13 protein-coding genes are annotated in these 14561 nt (G+C 61.1%); 11 read left to right on the top strand and 2 right to left on the bottom strand.

The window, feature by feature from the left end; all coding sequences use genetic code 11:
- Window positions 1–7: 7 nt before the first annotated feature.
- From V6617_RS11155 to V6617_RS11135, 5 genes are all read left to right on the top strand, one after another.
- On the top strand, window positions 8–1069 hold the full coding sequence (locus V6617_RS11155; RefSeq protein WP_338607046.1) for a COX15/CtaA family protein: 1062 nt from the start codon (window positions 8–10) through the stop codon (window positions 1067–1069).
- 175 nt (window positions 1070–1244) lie between these two features.
- On the top strand, window positions 1245–1709 hold the full coding sequence (gene rplM / locus V6617_RS11150; RefSeq protein ID WP_014130335.1) for a 50S ribosomal protein L13: 465 nt from the start codon (window positions 1245–1247) through the stop codon (window positions 1707–1709).
- A gap of 1 nt (window position 1710) precedes the next feature.
- Entirely contained in the window at window positions 1711–2190 is a 480-nt protein-coding gene (gene rpsI / locus V6617_RS11145; RefSeq protein WP_338607045.1) for a 30S ribosomal protein S9, read from the top strand.
- A 121-nt stretch (window positions 2191–2311) separates the two neighbouring features.
- Entirely contained in the window at window positions 2312–3259 is a 948-nt protein-coding gene (locus V6617_RS11140; RefSeq protein ID WP_338607044.1) for an ABC transporter ATP-binding protein, read from the top strand.
- Window positions 3256–4017 carry an ABC transporter permease gene (locus V6617_RS11135; RefSeq protein ID WP_338607043.1) on the top strand — a complete coding sequence of 254 codons (762 nt, stop codon included), beginning with the start codon at window positions 3256–3258 and terminating at the stop codon, window positions 4015–4017. Before V6617_RS11140 ends, V6617_RS11135 begins: the two co-directional genes overlap by 4 nt.
- Before the next feature lie 46 nt (window positions 4018–4063).
- Here the strand turns inward: V6617_RS11135 and V6617_RS11130 are convergent, their stop codons facing one another.
- Window positions 4064–5350, bottom strand: coding sequence for a glycosyltransferase (locus V6617_RS11130; RefSeq protein ID WP_338607042.1), 1287 nt, complete (start codon window positions 5348–5350; stop codon window positions 4064–4066).
- Between the two features lie 129 nt (window positions 5351–5479).
- Between V6617_RS11130 and argC the strand changes: the two genes are divergently transcribed.
- From argC to glpX, 4 genes are all read left to right on the top strand, one after another.
- A complete protein-coding gene (argC, locus tag V6617_RS11125) occupies window positions 5480–6532 on the top strand; it encodes an N-acetyl-gamma-glutamyl-phosphate reductase (RefSeq protein ID WP_338607041.1) in 1053 nt (350 codons plus the stop codon).
- A gap of 178 nt (window positions 6533–6710) precedes the next feature.
- Window positions 6711–7925 (top strand): LL-diaminopimelate aminotransferase, encoded by a 1215-nt coding sequence (locus V6617_RS11120; protein WP_338607040.1) that lies wholly within the window; start codon window positions 6711–6713, stop codon window positions 7923–7925.
- Window positions 7926–8204: 279 nt separating this feature from the next.
- Window positions 8205–9518, top strand: a complete 1314-nt coding sequence (locus tag V6617_RS11115) for a homoserine dehydrogenase (protein ID WP_338610691.1) — start codon at window positions 8205–8207, stop codon at window positions 9516–9518.
- Between the two features lie 3 nt (window positions 9519–9521).
- A complete protein-coding gene (gene glpX, locus V6617_RS11110; protein WP_338607039.1) occupies window positions 9522–10493 on the top strand; it encodes a class II fructose-bisphosphatase in 972 nt (323 codons plus the stop codon).
- A 126-nt stretch (window positions 10494–10619) separates the two neighbouring features.
- On the opposite strand, the gene V6617_RS11105 is transcribed toward glpX, so the two are convergent.
- Window positions 10620–11153 (bottom strand): hypothetical protein, encoded by a 534-nt coding sequence (locus V6617_RS11105; RefSeq protein ID WP_338607038.1) that lies wholly within the window; start codon window positions 11151–11153, stop codon window positions 10620–10622.
- 180 nt (window positions 11154–11333) lie between these two features.
- On the opposite strand from V6617_RS11105, the gene recJ reads away from it, so the two are divergent.
- Together recJ and V6617_RS11095 are read left to right on the top strand one after the other, a co-directional pair.
- On the top strand, window positions 11334–13124 hold the full coding sequence (gene recJ / locus V6617_RS11100) for a single-stranded-DNA-specific exonuclease RecJ (RefSeq protein WP_338607037.1): 1791 nt from the start codon (window positions 11334–11336) through the stop codon (window positions 13122–13124).
- A gap of 126 nt (window positions 13125–13250) precedes the next feature.
- On the top strand, window positions 13251–14483 hold the full coding sequence (locus V6617_RS11095; protein ID WP_338607036.1) for a cyclopropane-fatty-acyl-phospholipid synthase family protein: 1233 nt from the start codon (window positions 13251–13253) through the stop codon (window positions 14481–14483).
- The last annotated feature ends 78 nt before the right edge of the window (window positions 14484–14561 follow it).

Raw genomic sequence — 14561 nt, 5'->3', positions numbered from 1 at the left:
GCTTACTGTGTCTGCCATCGTCTCCGCTGGTTCCGCATCGCTCGATTACGACCGCATCCGGCCCGTCCGCATCTGGCTCTACTGCCTTGCCGCGTTCGTGTTGCTGATCGTCGTGGTGGGTGGCGGTACGCGGCTGACCGAGTCCGGCCTTTCGATCACCAGCTGGAAGCCGATTTCGGGCATTATCCCGCCGCTGTCCGCCGCCGACTGGCAAGCCGAATTCGAGGCCTACCAGCAGATTCCGCAGTACCGGCTTGTCGAAAGCTGGATGGGCGTCGATGAGTTCAAATCGATCTTCTGGTGGGAATGGGGCCATCGCTTTCTGGCGCGCATGCTCGGCTTTGCCTTCGCCATCCCCTTTGTGATCTTCCTTATCCAGCGCCGTATCCCCAAAAGCCTCGTCTGGCCGATGACGGGGCTGTTTGTCGCAGGCGCCTTCCAGGGGTTTCTGGGCTGGTGGATGGTCTCGTCGGGCCTTTCCGAACTCACTTCGGTCTCTCAATATCGCCTCGCTGCCCATCTGTGCGCCGCGAGCATATTGATGATGGCGCTCGTCTGGGTGGCCAGAACGCTCGAACCCCCCGTCAGCGGCGTTGTGCCCTCACGCGGATGGACGATCGCCAATTGGGTCCTGGTCGCACTGCTGTTTATCCAGATCGGGGCAGGGGCACTTGTCGCTGGACTGGACGCCGGCTTCATCTACAACACCTGGCCCCTGATCGACGGCGCGATCGTGCCGGGCGGTCTGTTCACCATCGACCCGGCCTGGCGCAACATATTTGAAAACATTCTCACCGTGCAGTTCAACCATCGGAGCCTGGCCTACCTCATCACGATCTACGCGCTGGTCCTGTGGTGGCGCGGTCGCAAGGGTCCCGGTTTTGCGGGCGTTCACGCATGGCTGCCGCGTATCGCGGTGCTCATCGTGCTGCAGGTCGCCGTAGGGATCACGACGCTGCTGTCGGTGGTCAATATTCCCGTCGCGCTCGTCCATCAGGCGCTGGCGTTCACACTGGTGGCGATGGTGGTGGCCTATCTCTCTGATATGCATAGGCTTTCTTCGCGGTAGTATTATACCGCGCCGTTAAACTGTTGTAATATAACAGAAATTACTTTGTGCTTGACGGCGCATCGGGTGGCCTGTATCACCCGCGTCGAAATGGCCATTCGCAAGTCTGGCCGGGGATGGGCCTCCCGCTTTGGCGGCCTTGTCTCGTAAGAGATATCCAAAAGGATCAAGAACAATGAAAACCTACTCGGCCAAGGCTGGCGAGATCGATAAGAAGTGGGTTTTGATCGACGCGGAAGGCCTCGTTGTAGGCCGTCTCGCTGCGGTCATCGCCACTCGCCTGCGCGGCAAGCACCTTCCGACCTTCACCCCCAACCAGGACATGGGCGACAATGTTATTGTCATCAATGCCGACAAGGTGAAGTTCACCGGCAAGAAGCTCGACGACAAGCGCTTTTACTGGCACACCGGCTACCCCGGTGGCATCAAGGACCGCACCATGCGCGAACTGCTCGAGGGTCGTTTCCCCGAGCGCGTTGTTGAAAACGCCGTGCGCCGCATGATGCCGGGTGGCCCGCTGACCCGTGCCCAGCTCAAGAACCTGCGCGTTTACGCCGGTGCCGAGCATCCCCATGAAGCCCAGCAGCCCGAAACGCTCGATGTTGCCGCGCTCAACACCAAGAATGTGAGGGTGAAGTAATATGTCCGAGACCATCAACTCCCTCGAAGATCTCGGCACGGCCACCGATACCGCTGTCAATGACGCGCCGGTTTATACCCAGAAGCTCGACAGCTATGGCCGCGCCTATGCCACCGGCAAGCGCAAGGATGCCGTTGCCCGCGTATGGATCAAGCCCGGTTCGGGCAAGATCACCGTCAACGGCAAGGAATTCACAGCCTATTTCGCCCGCCCGGTTCTCCAGATGATTCTGCAGCAGCCGATCGTGACCGCCGAGCGCGTCGACCAGTACGACGTGATCGCAACGGTCGCCGGCGGCGGCCTGTCCGGCCAGGCCGGTGCCATTCGCCACGGTCTGTCCCAGGCACTGACCCTTTATGAGCCCGAGCTTCGCCCGACGCTCAAGAAGGGTGGCTTCCTGACCCGCGACAGCCGTGTGGTTGAACGCAAGAAGTACGGCAAGGCCAAGGCCCGTCGTTCGTTCCAGTTCTCCAAGCGTTAATCCATCGCTTCCCGATTTTTGGAAAGGCCCGCTTCTGGCGGGCCTTTTTTGTTTGCTTTAGGGGGTGGTCATCGACCGTTTGCATCTTATATAGGCACCTCTGGCCAGAGGGCGGATTTCCATGAATATGCAAATAACGACTGCTGAACCTGCGGTAGCGGTTCTGGGTCTCAACAAGACCTATGACACGGGCTTTCACGCCCTCAAAAATATCAATCTCGACATCAGGGTGGGCGAAATTTTCGCGCTGCTCGGGCCCAATGGCGCGGGAAAGACCACGCTGATCGGCACGATCTGCGGCATGGTTCGCCCCTCGGACGGGCAGATTCTGGTCGGCGGGCATGATGTCGTCACCGAATTTCGCAAGACCCGCGCCATGATTGGCCTGGTGCCGCAGGAATTGAGTTCGGATCGGTTCGAGACGGTTTGGGCGACCGTATCGTTCACCCGCGGCCTGTTCGGCAAACCGCGCAATGACAAGGTCATCGAAAAGATCCTGCGTGACCTCTCGCTCTGGGACAAACGCAACGACAAGCTGATCACGCTTTCGGGCGGCATGAAGCGGCGGGTGTTGATCGCCAAGGCGCTCAGCCACGAACCGGAAATCCTGTTTCTCGATGAGCCGACGGCCGGCGTCGACGTCGAACTCCGGCGCGACATGTGGAATGTGGTCCGCGAACTGCGGGAAAACGGCGTCACGATCATTCTCACCACCCACTACATCGAAGAAGCCGAGGAGATGGCCGACCGGATCGGGGTCATCTCGAATGGCGAAATCATTCTGGTGGAGGAAAAAGCCGAGCTGATGCGCAAGCTTGGCAAGAAGGATCTTGCCGTTCAGTTGCAGGAACCGCTCAAGACCCTGCCGCAATCGCTGACAGATCTCGGGCTCAAACTCTCCGATGATGGTGAGGAACTGCGCTACAGCTATGACAGCCAGGCCGACCGGACCGGCATCGCGACCCTGATCGGAGCCCTCAATGCCGAAGGCATCAGGATCAAGGATTTGTCGACCCACCAGTCGTCGCTCGAGGAAATCTTCATTGGCCTTTTGAGGGACCGGACATGAACTACTACGCGATCAAGGCCATATATGTATTTGAAATGGCGCGCTGGTGGCGCACTGTCACCCAGTCGATCATTTCCCCGGTCGTTTCGACTTCGCTTTATTTCGTGGTGTTCGGCGCGGCCATCGGCTCGCGCATCGAATCGGTTGAAGGCGTCAGCTATGCGGCGTTTATCGTGCCCGGGCTCATCATGCTCTCGTTGCTGCAGCAATCGCTGTCGAACGCATCCTTCGGCATTTACTTTCCCAAATTCGCCGGTACGGTCTATGAAATCCTGACCGCGCCGATTTCCCATGTGGAGACGGTGATCGCCTTTGTCGGCGCGGCGGCAACCAAATCGGTCATTCTGGCGCTGATCATCCTTCTGACGGCCAGTTTCTTTGTGGATCTCCATATCCAGCATCCGATCTGGATGATGGCGTTCATGGTGTTGACCGCCGTCACCTTCTCGCTGATCGGCTTCATCATCGGCATCTGGGCGGACGGGTTCGAAAAACTCCAGCTCATTCCGCTGCTCATCGTTACGCCCCTGGCGTTCCTGGGCGGCACTTTCTATTCGATCACCATGCTGCCCGAGACCTGGCAGAACATCGCGTTGCTCAATCCCGTGGTTTATCTCGTGAGCGGTTTCCGCTGGAGCTTTTACGGGGTGGCCGATGTCGATGTGTGGATCAGTCTGGGCATGACGCTGGTCTTCATGGCCGCCGCGTTGGCCATCATCACCTGGATTTTCAGGACAGGCTACAAGCTTCGGGCCTGATCACACAAAGCAGAACCCGGCGACTGGAGACAGTCGCCGGTTTTTTTTATGCCAGCTGGCGCGCGCTGCGCGGATGGTAATTGGCCATGACCCGCTCGATAACCTTGATTGCCTTGCCGGTCCCGTCTTCGGCCCGCAATTGCGCGCCGATCTTTTCGGCGTTGCGGGCAAAGCCCGGGTTGGAATCGAGCTGGCTGAGCGCATCGGCCAGCGCCTCCGCCGTCAGCTTGCGGCGGCGCACGGGTTTTGGCCCGCAGCCCAATTCATGCACGCGCCCACCCCAGTAGGGCTGATCGACCATTTGGGGCACGATGAAGGTCGGCTTGCCAAGAATGAGACCCGAGGCCGTGGTCCCCGCGCCCCCATGATGGACCACCGCTTTCACATATTTGAAAAGCTGGTCGTGCGGTGCCCGGTCGATAACATAGACCCGGTCCGAAGGCAGATCGTCGGGCTTGATGCCCCCCCAGCCGCGTCCCACGACCACGCGGCCATCCCACATGGTCAGCGCCTCGCGCAATATATCGGTATTGCGATCCGCACCCCACGGCATGGACCCGAACCCCACATAGATCGGGAGTGGCCCCTCATCGAGGAACGTCTTGAACTCTTCGGAAGGCTGCCAGCCCGAATTGTCTGGCAGCATCCAGTAGCCGGTGACGATCGAGGTTTTCGGCCAGTCGCGCGGACGCGGTGAAATGGTTTCGGAATAGGCGTTCAGCGTCCACAGCGGGGTGCCGTCAGTGTCCTTGAAGAACCCCCCGTTCTTGCGCGGTCCCAGCCCCATCAGCTCCCGACGCAGCTTGTTGCGCGGCAGATTGTAATAGATCTGCTGCACGGTCATCGTCGAATAGGTCAGCCGGTTGATGGTTTTCCCGAATGTCGGCCCGTAATAGATGCAGAGCGGAAATTCGCTCGTCGAATTGAGCGGCTGCAGCGCGGCAACGATGGCGGGAATATCGAGCGCTTCGGCGATATCGATCGAAAAGCTCGTGTTCATGTTGAGCATGATGCAGTCGGCGCCCTGGGCCATGTCCCAGGCGGAGCGCGCGGCGCGATCCACGATCTTCTGGCCCTGCCGGAGCAGGGCGGGGGCGTTGACCAGAAGGTTCTGGTTCATGGCCCGCTCGAACTGGCTCTGTTTGACGAACTCCTGCATCGAGGGGCCAAGGCTCCAGAACTCGATGCCATATCCGGTGACCATGGGTTCGAAATCATCGGTGGTGCCGATGACGACCGAATAGCCTTGAGCGATCATCGCTCGCGCCAGGGCAACATAAGGCTGAACGTCACCTTGCGTGCCCAGGGTGGCCATCGCAATGCGCTTTGTCATCTTCACCTCAAAACCCCTGCCGCGGCGGGTGCGCTCATGGCGCGTGGGTCATTTACATTGTCGTTACAGAGCATTATGACGACCCCTCGCGTGTTTCATTTACACAATCGGACAACGAGGGCAAGTCAGATGCAGTCGCCTAAGACAGCCGCACTTCTTGGTGCTTCCGGGTACACCGGAGCTGATCTTTTGCGACTTGGCGTGCGTCATCCGGGCCTCAAATTTGTGGCACTGACCGCCAACACCCATGCTGGCAAGCCGATGGCTTCGGTGTTTCCGCATCTGGCCGTGGCCGAACTGCCCGACCTGGTGGCCAACGAGGACGTGGATTTCTCCGATATCGACGTGGTGTTCTGCGGGCTTCCACACGGGACGAGCCAGAAACTGGTTGCCGAAATCGCCCAAGAAAATTCCTCCCTGCGTGTCATCGATATGGGGGCCGACTTCCGGTTCCGCAATGCCGAGGACTACGGTCCGGTCTATGGCGCAGATCACGTTGCGCCCCATTTGCAGGACATGGCCGCTTACGGGCTGACCGAGCACAATCGCGATGCGATCCAAAACGCCAAGATCATCGCGTGTCCCGGCTGCTACCCCACGGCAACGCTGCTGGCGCTGCTGCCGCTGGTCAAGTCTGGTGCGATTTCGACCGACGATCTCATCATCGACGCCAAATCGGGCGTCACCGGAGCGGGCAGGGCACCCAAGCAGAATACGCTTCTGGCCGAAGCCGGCGAAAGCCTGACGCCTTATGGCGTCGGCGTGCACCGTCACGCGCCCGAAATCGAACAGGAAATCGGCCTGGCCGCGGGAAAGAAGGTTGCCGTAAACTTCACCCCCCACCTCATCCCCATGAGCCGTGGCGAACTGATTACCGCGCATGTGAAGCTCGACAGCGCCAAAAATGCCGACGAAGTGCGCAAGGTCCTCGCCGATGCCTATGCCGGCGAACCGTTCATCCGCGTGGCCGAAAAGGGCCTCATCCCGTCGACCGGCCATGTGCGCGGCTCGAACTATTGCGTCATCAATGTGTTTGACGACCGCATTCCCGGCCGGGTCATCGTCATCGCCGCCATCGACAATCTGGTGAAGGGGAGCGCCGGGCAGGCGATCCAGAACTTCAACGTGGCCTTCGGCTATCCCGAGGCGACCGCTATCGAGGCTCTGCCGCTCTTTCCTTAAAGGAGCGACAGGGCCGGTAAAGACCACGGCGCGGCCGGTCTTTTTGTCTGATGCGGACGCCCCGTTCACACTTTGAACACCATGATAGCCAGATACTGCGTCTCTGTTCGCCGCGCGTCCCATTCGCGCCGCGACGCCGGGACATAACGGGATCGCACCCGATCCCATCGAGGACAAAATGAGCGAAGAATTCCATCGCATCCGCCGCCTGCCACCCTATGTGTTCGAGCACATCAACCCGATCAAGGCCAAGGCGCGCGCCGAAGGCGTCGACATCATCGACCTGGGCATGGGCAATCCCGATTTGCCGACGCCCACCCATATCGTCGAAAAGCTCAAGGAAACGGTCGCCAATCCGCGCACCCATCGCTATTCGACCTCGCGCGGCATTCCCGGCCTGCGCAAGGCCCAGGCTTCCTATTATGGCCGCCGGTTCGGCGTAAAGCTCGATCCCAACACCCAGGTCGTTGCAACGCTGGGCTCCAAGGAAGGCTTTGCCAATATGGCCCAGGCGATCACCGCGCCGGGCGACGTGGTGCTGGTGCCCAACCCGACCTATCCCATCCACTCGTTCGGCTTCATCATGTCGGGTGGCGTCGTGCGGTCAATGCCGGCCGATCCCAACGAGGATTTCATGCGCTCGCTCGACCGGGCCGTGCGCCATTCGATCCCCAAGCCGATCGCGCTGATTCTCAACTACCCGGCCAACCCCACGGCCTATGTCGCCTCGTTCGATTTCTACAAGGAAGTGGTGGATTACTGCCGCCGCAACGAGATTTTCATCCTCTCCGATCTCGCCTATTCCGAGATCTATTTCGAGGACGAACCGCCCCATTCGGTGCTCGAAGTGCCCGGCGCAATGGACGTGACGGTCGAATTCACGTCCATGTCGAAAACCTTTTCCATGCCCGGTTGGCGCATGGGCTTTGCCGTGGGCAACGAGCGGCTGATCGCGGCCCTGGCGCGCGTTAAATCCTATCTCGATTATGGCGCGTTCACCCCCATTCAGGTGGCGGCCGCCTCCGCGCTCAATGGCGATGATTCCTGCATCGAGGAGGTGCGCGGCATCTACCGCCATCGCCGTGACGTTATGGTCGAAAGCTTTGGCCGCGCCGGCTGGCACATCCCGAGCCCGGCAGCCACCATGTTTGCCTGGGCCCCGATCCCCGACCAGTTCGCCGATCTGGGTAGCCTCGAATTTGCCAAGCTGCTGATCCGGGAGACCGGCGTTGCGGTGGCGCCAGGCGTTGGCTTCGGTGAATATGGCGACCAATATGTGCGCCTGGCCTTTGTCGAAAACGAGCAGCGCATTCGTCAGGCTGCACGGGCCATCAAGAAGTTCCTTGGCGGCCAGGCCAGCAACGGAAACGTCGTTCCGCTGGCCAAAGGCTGAGGTTTCACCCTCACAAGGGTTGACGTGTAGGCAAATTCCTATTCATGGTCGCGCGCAATCTCAAACCTGCGTGCGACCATGAGTGATATCGACAGTTTCAAATCCTCCATAGAGACCTTCATCTCCGAACGCGGCTGGACACCGACCCGGTTCGGCCGGGAGATCGCCGGAGACCCGCTCTTTGTTTTCGATCTGCGCGAAGGCCGCGAGCCGCGCAGCGAAACCCGCCAGCGCATCGCGCGCGCCATGCAGGTCTATGCCAGTGGCGAAGGCGAGGAAATGCGCCCGCTGCGCATCGGCATTGCCGGCCTGGGCACTGTCGGCGCCGCACTCATCCGCATTCTCACTGAAGATGGCGATGCCATCGCCCGCAAGCTTGGGCGTCGGCTCATCGTATCGGCGGTCTCCGCCCGCTCGCGCTCGCGCGACCGGGGTGTGGACATCTCGCCTTTCAAATGGTTCGACGATCCCGTCGCCCTGGCCCGTTCGGGCGAAATCGACCTTTATGTCGAACTGATCGGCGGTGAGGACGGTCCCGCCCTTGCTTCGGTTACAGCCGCGCTCGAAAACGGCTGTCCTGTCGTCACGGCCAACAAGGCTCTTCTGGCGCGGCACGGCGTGGCGCTTGCCGCAGCAGCCGAGGCCGCCCATGCCCAGCTGGGATTTGAAGCGGCCGTGGCGGGCGGCATACCGGTCATCAAGACGCTGCGCGAGGGGCTCGGCTCGGCTGCCATCACGCGCGTTTACGGCATCATGAACGGCACCTGCAATTATATCCTCACCCGCATGGGCAACGAGGGAATCGGCTTTGAGGAATGCCTCAAGGACGCTCAGACCCTTGGCTATGCCGAGGCCGATCCGACATTCGACGTGGAAGGATTCGATACGGCCCACAAGCTGGCCATCCTTGCGAGCCTCTGCTTTGAAACTGAAATTTCGGCGGATCAGGTGCTTGTGGAGGGCATTTCGCGCATCACCCAGGCTGACATAAAAGTTGCCGCAGACCTCGGATACAAGATCAAGCTGCTGGGCATGGCCCGCAAGGTCGAAAACGGGATCGAGCAGCGCGTGCATCCAACGCTAGTCAGAAAATCGAGCGCCATCGCCGGCGTGGATGGTGTTCTCAATGCCGTGGCGCTGGAAACCAACCACGTCCAGGAGCTGCTTCTGGCCGGACCAGGTGCCGGCGGCGAGGCGACAGCGGCTTCGGTGCTGTCCGACATTCTCGACATCGCCCGCGGCACCCAGGTTCCGCCCCTCGGCGTGCCCAGTTCAGAGCTCAAGCCCTGCGAACGCGCGCCCATGCGCATTCATGAAGGCGGCTATTATATAAGACTGAATGCAAGGGATGTTCCCGGCGCTCTCGCCGCCATCGCCACCCGTATGGGCGAGGGCAACATCTCGCTCGAAAGCGTCATTCAGCGCCCCGATCTGCGCGCCAGCGAGCCCGGCGTCGAGGAGGAAACCTCGCGCACGGTGGTGCTCATCACCCATGAAACGATCGAAAGTGCTGTGCGCGAAGCGCTTGAACGGATTGCCAGGGACGGGTTTATCGTGGGACAGCCTCAATTGATCCGTATCGAGGAGTTCTGACCCGTGGCCCAGTCCGCCCCAGTCCAAGCCAAGGTCGATGGCAATCTCACCCTTGAGATCGCCCGCATCACCGAACGCGCCGCCATCGCGGCGGCCGGTTGGCGTGGGCGCGGCGACGAGATGCGCGCCGATCAGGCCGCCGTCGAGGCCATGCATCTGGCACTCAGCCACATCGATATCGCCGGCACGGTCGTGATAGGGGAGGGCCGGAATGCCCCCCTGCTCGGTTTCGAGGAAGCCGTCGGCACTGGTAAGGGTCCCGATATCGAGGTCGCCGTCGACCCGCTCGAGGGCGTGACCGGGTGCGCCAAGAACCTCTCGGACTCCCTTTCCGTCATGGCCTTTGCCGAGCGCGGCGCCCTGCTGCGGGTGCCCGATGCCTATATGGAAAAGATCGCCATCGGCCCGGGCTATCCCGACGGCATCGTTGATCTCGACAAGACCGCCACCGAAAATGTCGCGGCGCTGGCAAAGGCCAAGGGCGTCGCCACGGCCGATATCGTCACCTGCGTGCTCGACCGTCCGCGCCACGCTGCACTGATCGCCGAACTGCGTGATCTGGGCGTGGCCGTCAAACTGCTGCCGGACGGCGATATTGCCGCCGTCATTCACGCGGCAAACAGCGACGACACCGGCATCGACATCTATCTGGGCTCGGGCGGCGCACAAGAAGGTGTGCTGGCCGCCGCCGCCATGCGCTGCATGGGTGGTCAGATGCAGGGCCGCTTGATTCTCGACACGCCCGACAAGCGCGCCCAGGCCCGCGAGATGGGCCATTCCGACCCCACCACGAAATTTTCAGCCCTGGACATGGCAAAAGGCGATGTGTTGTTTGCGGCCACCGGCGTGACCGACGGCAGCCTGCTTCGCGGCGTAAAGCTCATGCCGCGCAAGATCGTCACCTCCAGCGTGGTCATGCGCTCCTGGTCTCATACCATCCGCTGGATCACCGCCGAGCACGGCCGGTCGGGATAGGAGCTAAAGGGGTCGGTTCCGCATATTCCCAAGTGCCTACGCCGCATTTTTAACGCGGCGCAAGCAGATTTGTTGTCCCAGGAACCGCACAGCAAGGCAGTGATCGTCGCCTCGCCGCCAGGGCGTTTACTCCAGTCCCAGAACCTCTCGTGTGCGTTCCTCAGCGGTATCGCCTGCAGCAATCACTTCCTGCGGCGATTGTCCCAGCGCGCGCGCCGCCTCCTCGGCGGCATTGCGCACATTGGCCACGACCTGCAGTTTTTGCTCGTCGGTCATATTGTCGTCGCGGACCTCGGCGGCATTGGCCACGAGCCCGTCAATCTGAACTGCGATGGCGTCCGAGGCCGATGTCATCTGTTCGCTCAGCGCGCTCATCGCATCGTCGCCCATCTGCACCAGATTGTCCCCGGTTTCCTCTGTCTCCTCCATGATGGATTCGAAGGTCTGCTGGGCATCCTCTTCGATTTCCTCGCGGCGCTGCTGCATTTCCTCGGCCGACATCGTTTCGCTCGGCGTATCGGTCTCCTCGAAAGGCTCTGCGAAAGCTTCGGGATTTCCAGCGTCGGGATCGGGAGTCTCGGGCGCGTCGCTGCTGTTTTCGCAGGCCGCCAGCGCCAGCGTGGAAATCAATACAAATGGCAAAATGAGCTTGGTGTTCATTGGTAATCCCTCGAAAGAACCAGTAATGGGGCGATCGGCAACCCGTCCGCGAGAAAAACGGCGATAAGGCGGCGGATGTTCCCTCGCCGCGTGCGCTTGTTGCCGGCCCGATGCAAATTCGGTGCAAAAAAACCGCTATCGGGCTATCGATCAAACCGCATCACCGTCTATAGATACCCCATGAAGCCAGAGCCCCAAGCCTTTCTCAACGTTGAAAGATCGGTCTGTGGCAAGCGCTGGATCGATCGGCTCGACCTTGCAGCTGGCCGCATGGCGGGCGCCATCGCCCAGCAGACCGACCTCTCGGAAATTTTGGCCCGCATCATCGCCGCGCGCGGTGTCGCGGTCGAGGACGCCCAGACCTTTATTGCACCGACCATTCGCGCGTTGATGCCCGACCCGTCGACGCTGGCCGGCATGGACGCATTGGCCCAGCGCCTGGCCCGCGCCATTATCGACAACGAACCCATCGGGCTGTTTGGAGACTATGACGTGGATGGCGCCAGCGCCGTGGCGCTTATGGTCCGATATCTGCGCCATTTCGGGCTCAATCCGCCCACCCATATCCCCGACCGCATATTCGAGGGCTACGGGCCCAACAACGCGGCCATGGAAAGCCTTGTCGAACAGGGCGTCTCACTGATCGTGACCCTCGATTGCGGTACCGCCAGCCACGCGCCCATTGCACATGCCAAATCGCTTGGCGCCGATGTTCTGGTCATCGACCACCACCTGGCGCCCGATACGCTTCCCGATGCCGACGCGCTGGTCAATCCCAACCGTCGTGACGACATTTCCGGGCTCGGTTACCTGTGCGCCACCGGCGTAGCGTTCATGGTGCTGGTTGCCACCAACCGGGTCCTTCGCGAAGCGGGCAGGGCGGGCCTGCCCGACCTCATGGGATGGCTCGATCTGGTGGCCCTGGCCACGGTATGCGACGTGGTTCCGCTCAAGGGACTCAACCGCGCCTTCGTGCTGCGGGGCCTCGACGTCATGCGGGCCGGGAAAAATGTCGGGCTCTCGAGCCTGGCTATCGCGGCTCGCGTCTCTGGCCCGGCCAATGCGTATCACCTGGGCTTCGTACTCGGGCCCCGCATCAATGCCGGTGGGCGCATTGGAGATGCCGGGCTCGGAGCCCGACTTTTGTCCACCGATGACGAGTACGAAGCGCTCGCCTTGGCCCAGCGCCTGGACGAGCTCAATGCCGAACGCCAGCGCATTGAGGTCGCTGCCGTCGAACAGGCCATGGCCACCGCGGAAATGGAAATCGGTGACGGCCCCGGACCGTCGGTGCTGGTGACCGGCTCCTCGGACTGGCATCAGGGCATCGTCGGGCTGGTGGCGGCACGTTTGAAGGAACGCTTCGGACGCCCCGCCTTTGCCATTGCCCTGGGCGCCGATGGTGGCGGCACCGGCTCGGGCCGCTCGATACCCAGGGTTGATCTGGGCGCCGCCGTCGTCGACGCCGTACGCGGCGGCATCATCGCCAAAGGTGGCGGCCACGCCATGGCGGCAGGGGTGACGCTGACGCCGGGCCAACTCGGACCCTTCCGCCAATACCTCAACGATACCCTTGCTGACGATGTTTTGGCGGCCCGCGCCGAAGACGGGCTGAAAATCGACGCGGCGCTCACCGCCAGGGGCGCCAATCCAGAGTTCATCCACCAGATCGAGCGGGCCGGCCCGTTCGGCTCCGGCAATCCCACCCCCATCTTTGCGCTTCCCGCCCATCAGATCCGCTTTGCCGACATTGTCGGGGCCGGGGGGCATGTGCGCTGCACGGTCAATTCAGGCGACGGTGCCAACCTCAAGGCCATCGCCTTCCGCGCTGCCGGAACACCTTTGGGCGAAGCCCTGCTCAAGGCCCGCGACGGCCAACGTCTGCACGTGGCCGGTACACTCAATATTGATCACTGGCAGGGCCGCGAAACCGTGCAATTGCGGATTATCGATGCAGCCATACCGGGTTAGCCAGACTTGCATCGCCCGGCATGGCGGTTAAGATCGTCTGTCGGCGCACTAATCTGGAGCCGCTTCCGGTTCGTATAGGGACAAACACAGCAGCTTCAGTTGCCCGTAGGCAGGGGATGAGAATCAATGAGTCAGGCAACGTTTGATCGGGAGCAGCCGCGGCCCGGCTTGGGTACGCGGATCAAGTCGGTGTTGCTCGAAAAAATCGGCGCAGCGCTGATGGGCATTCCGCACAAGGGCGCCATAACCGTAACGTTCCCTAGCGGACGCTGCCGCACGCTGGGTGACGCCACTACCGGCGAGCACGCCTTTCTCAAGCTCAATAATTTCAAGGTGCTCAAGGCCGCAATGCGGCGCGGTACGCTCGGCTTTGCCGAAGCCTATATGCGTGGCGACATCGAGATTAAGGATCTTACGGCTCTTTTCCGGTTTTTTCTCCAGAACCGCGACATTTTCGACAAGGCCAATCCCGGCATTTTTCGCCGCACGGCCCAGGATCTGGCCTACCACATGTCCCGGCCAAACACCCGAGAGGGCAGTCAGAAAAACATCGCCGAGCACTATGACCTCGGCAATGATTTCTACGCCGAATGGCTTGATCCCTCCATGACCTATTCTTCGGCCTATTTTGCCGGTCAGGACATTTCTCTCGAAGAGGCTCAGCGCGCCAAATATCAGCGCATCATGGTAATGGCCGGCATAAGGCCGGGCCATCATGTGCTCGAAATCGGCTGCGGCTGGGGCGGCTTTGCCGAGACCGCCGCGCGGACCGGTGCGCACTTGCGGGGGATCACGCTGTCGCGTGAGCAGCTCAAATACGGTGTCGACCGGCTCGAGAGCCAGGGGCTCTCCGATTTCGGAGAACTGGTTTTCGAAGATTATCGCGACACCAGGGGCGCCTTCGATCACGTCGCTTCCATCGAAATGATCGAGGCGGTCGGCGAGGAAAACTGGCCCGACTATTTCAAGACCGTCCACGACAGGCTCAAGCCGGGCGGCACCGCCGCCATTCAGGCCATCACCATCGCCGAGCGTGACTTTGAAACCTACAAGGCCTATCCCGACTTCATCCAGCGCTACATCTTCCCTGGCGGCATGCTGCTCACCAAGACGGTGATGAAAGAGGCTGCATCCAGGGTCGGGCTCGTGCTCGAGGCGACCGATTGTTTCCGGCTCGATTATGCCCGCACCCTGCGCGCTTGGAGCAAGCGGTTTATCGAGCGTTGGGATACCATAGCAAAGCTCGGCTATGACGAGGCTTTCAAGCGCAAATGGCTCTACTACCTGGCCTATTGCGAAGCCGGATTCACCGAAGGCACGATCGACGTCGGCATTTATCAATATCGGCGCCAGCAATAGCGCAGGCGCGCGGGCGCATTTAACTTGACTGTCTAAATCATAAAATATAGCTAGGCCCAATTCCGCTGACTATCGCCG

This window comes from Pelagibacterium nitratireducens (assembly GCF_037044555.1).
GTDB lineage: Bacteria > Pseudomonadota > Alphaproteobacteria > Rhizobiales > Devosiaceae > Pelagibacterium > Pelagibacterium nitratireducens.
This window is presented reverse-complemented; position numbering and strand designations above follow the sequence as displayed.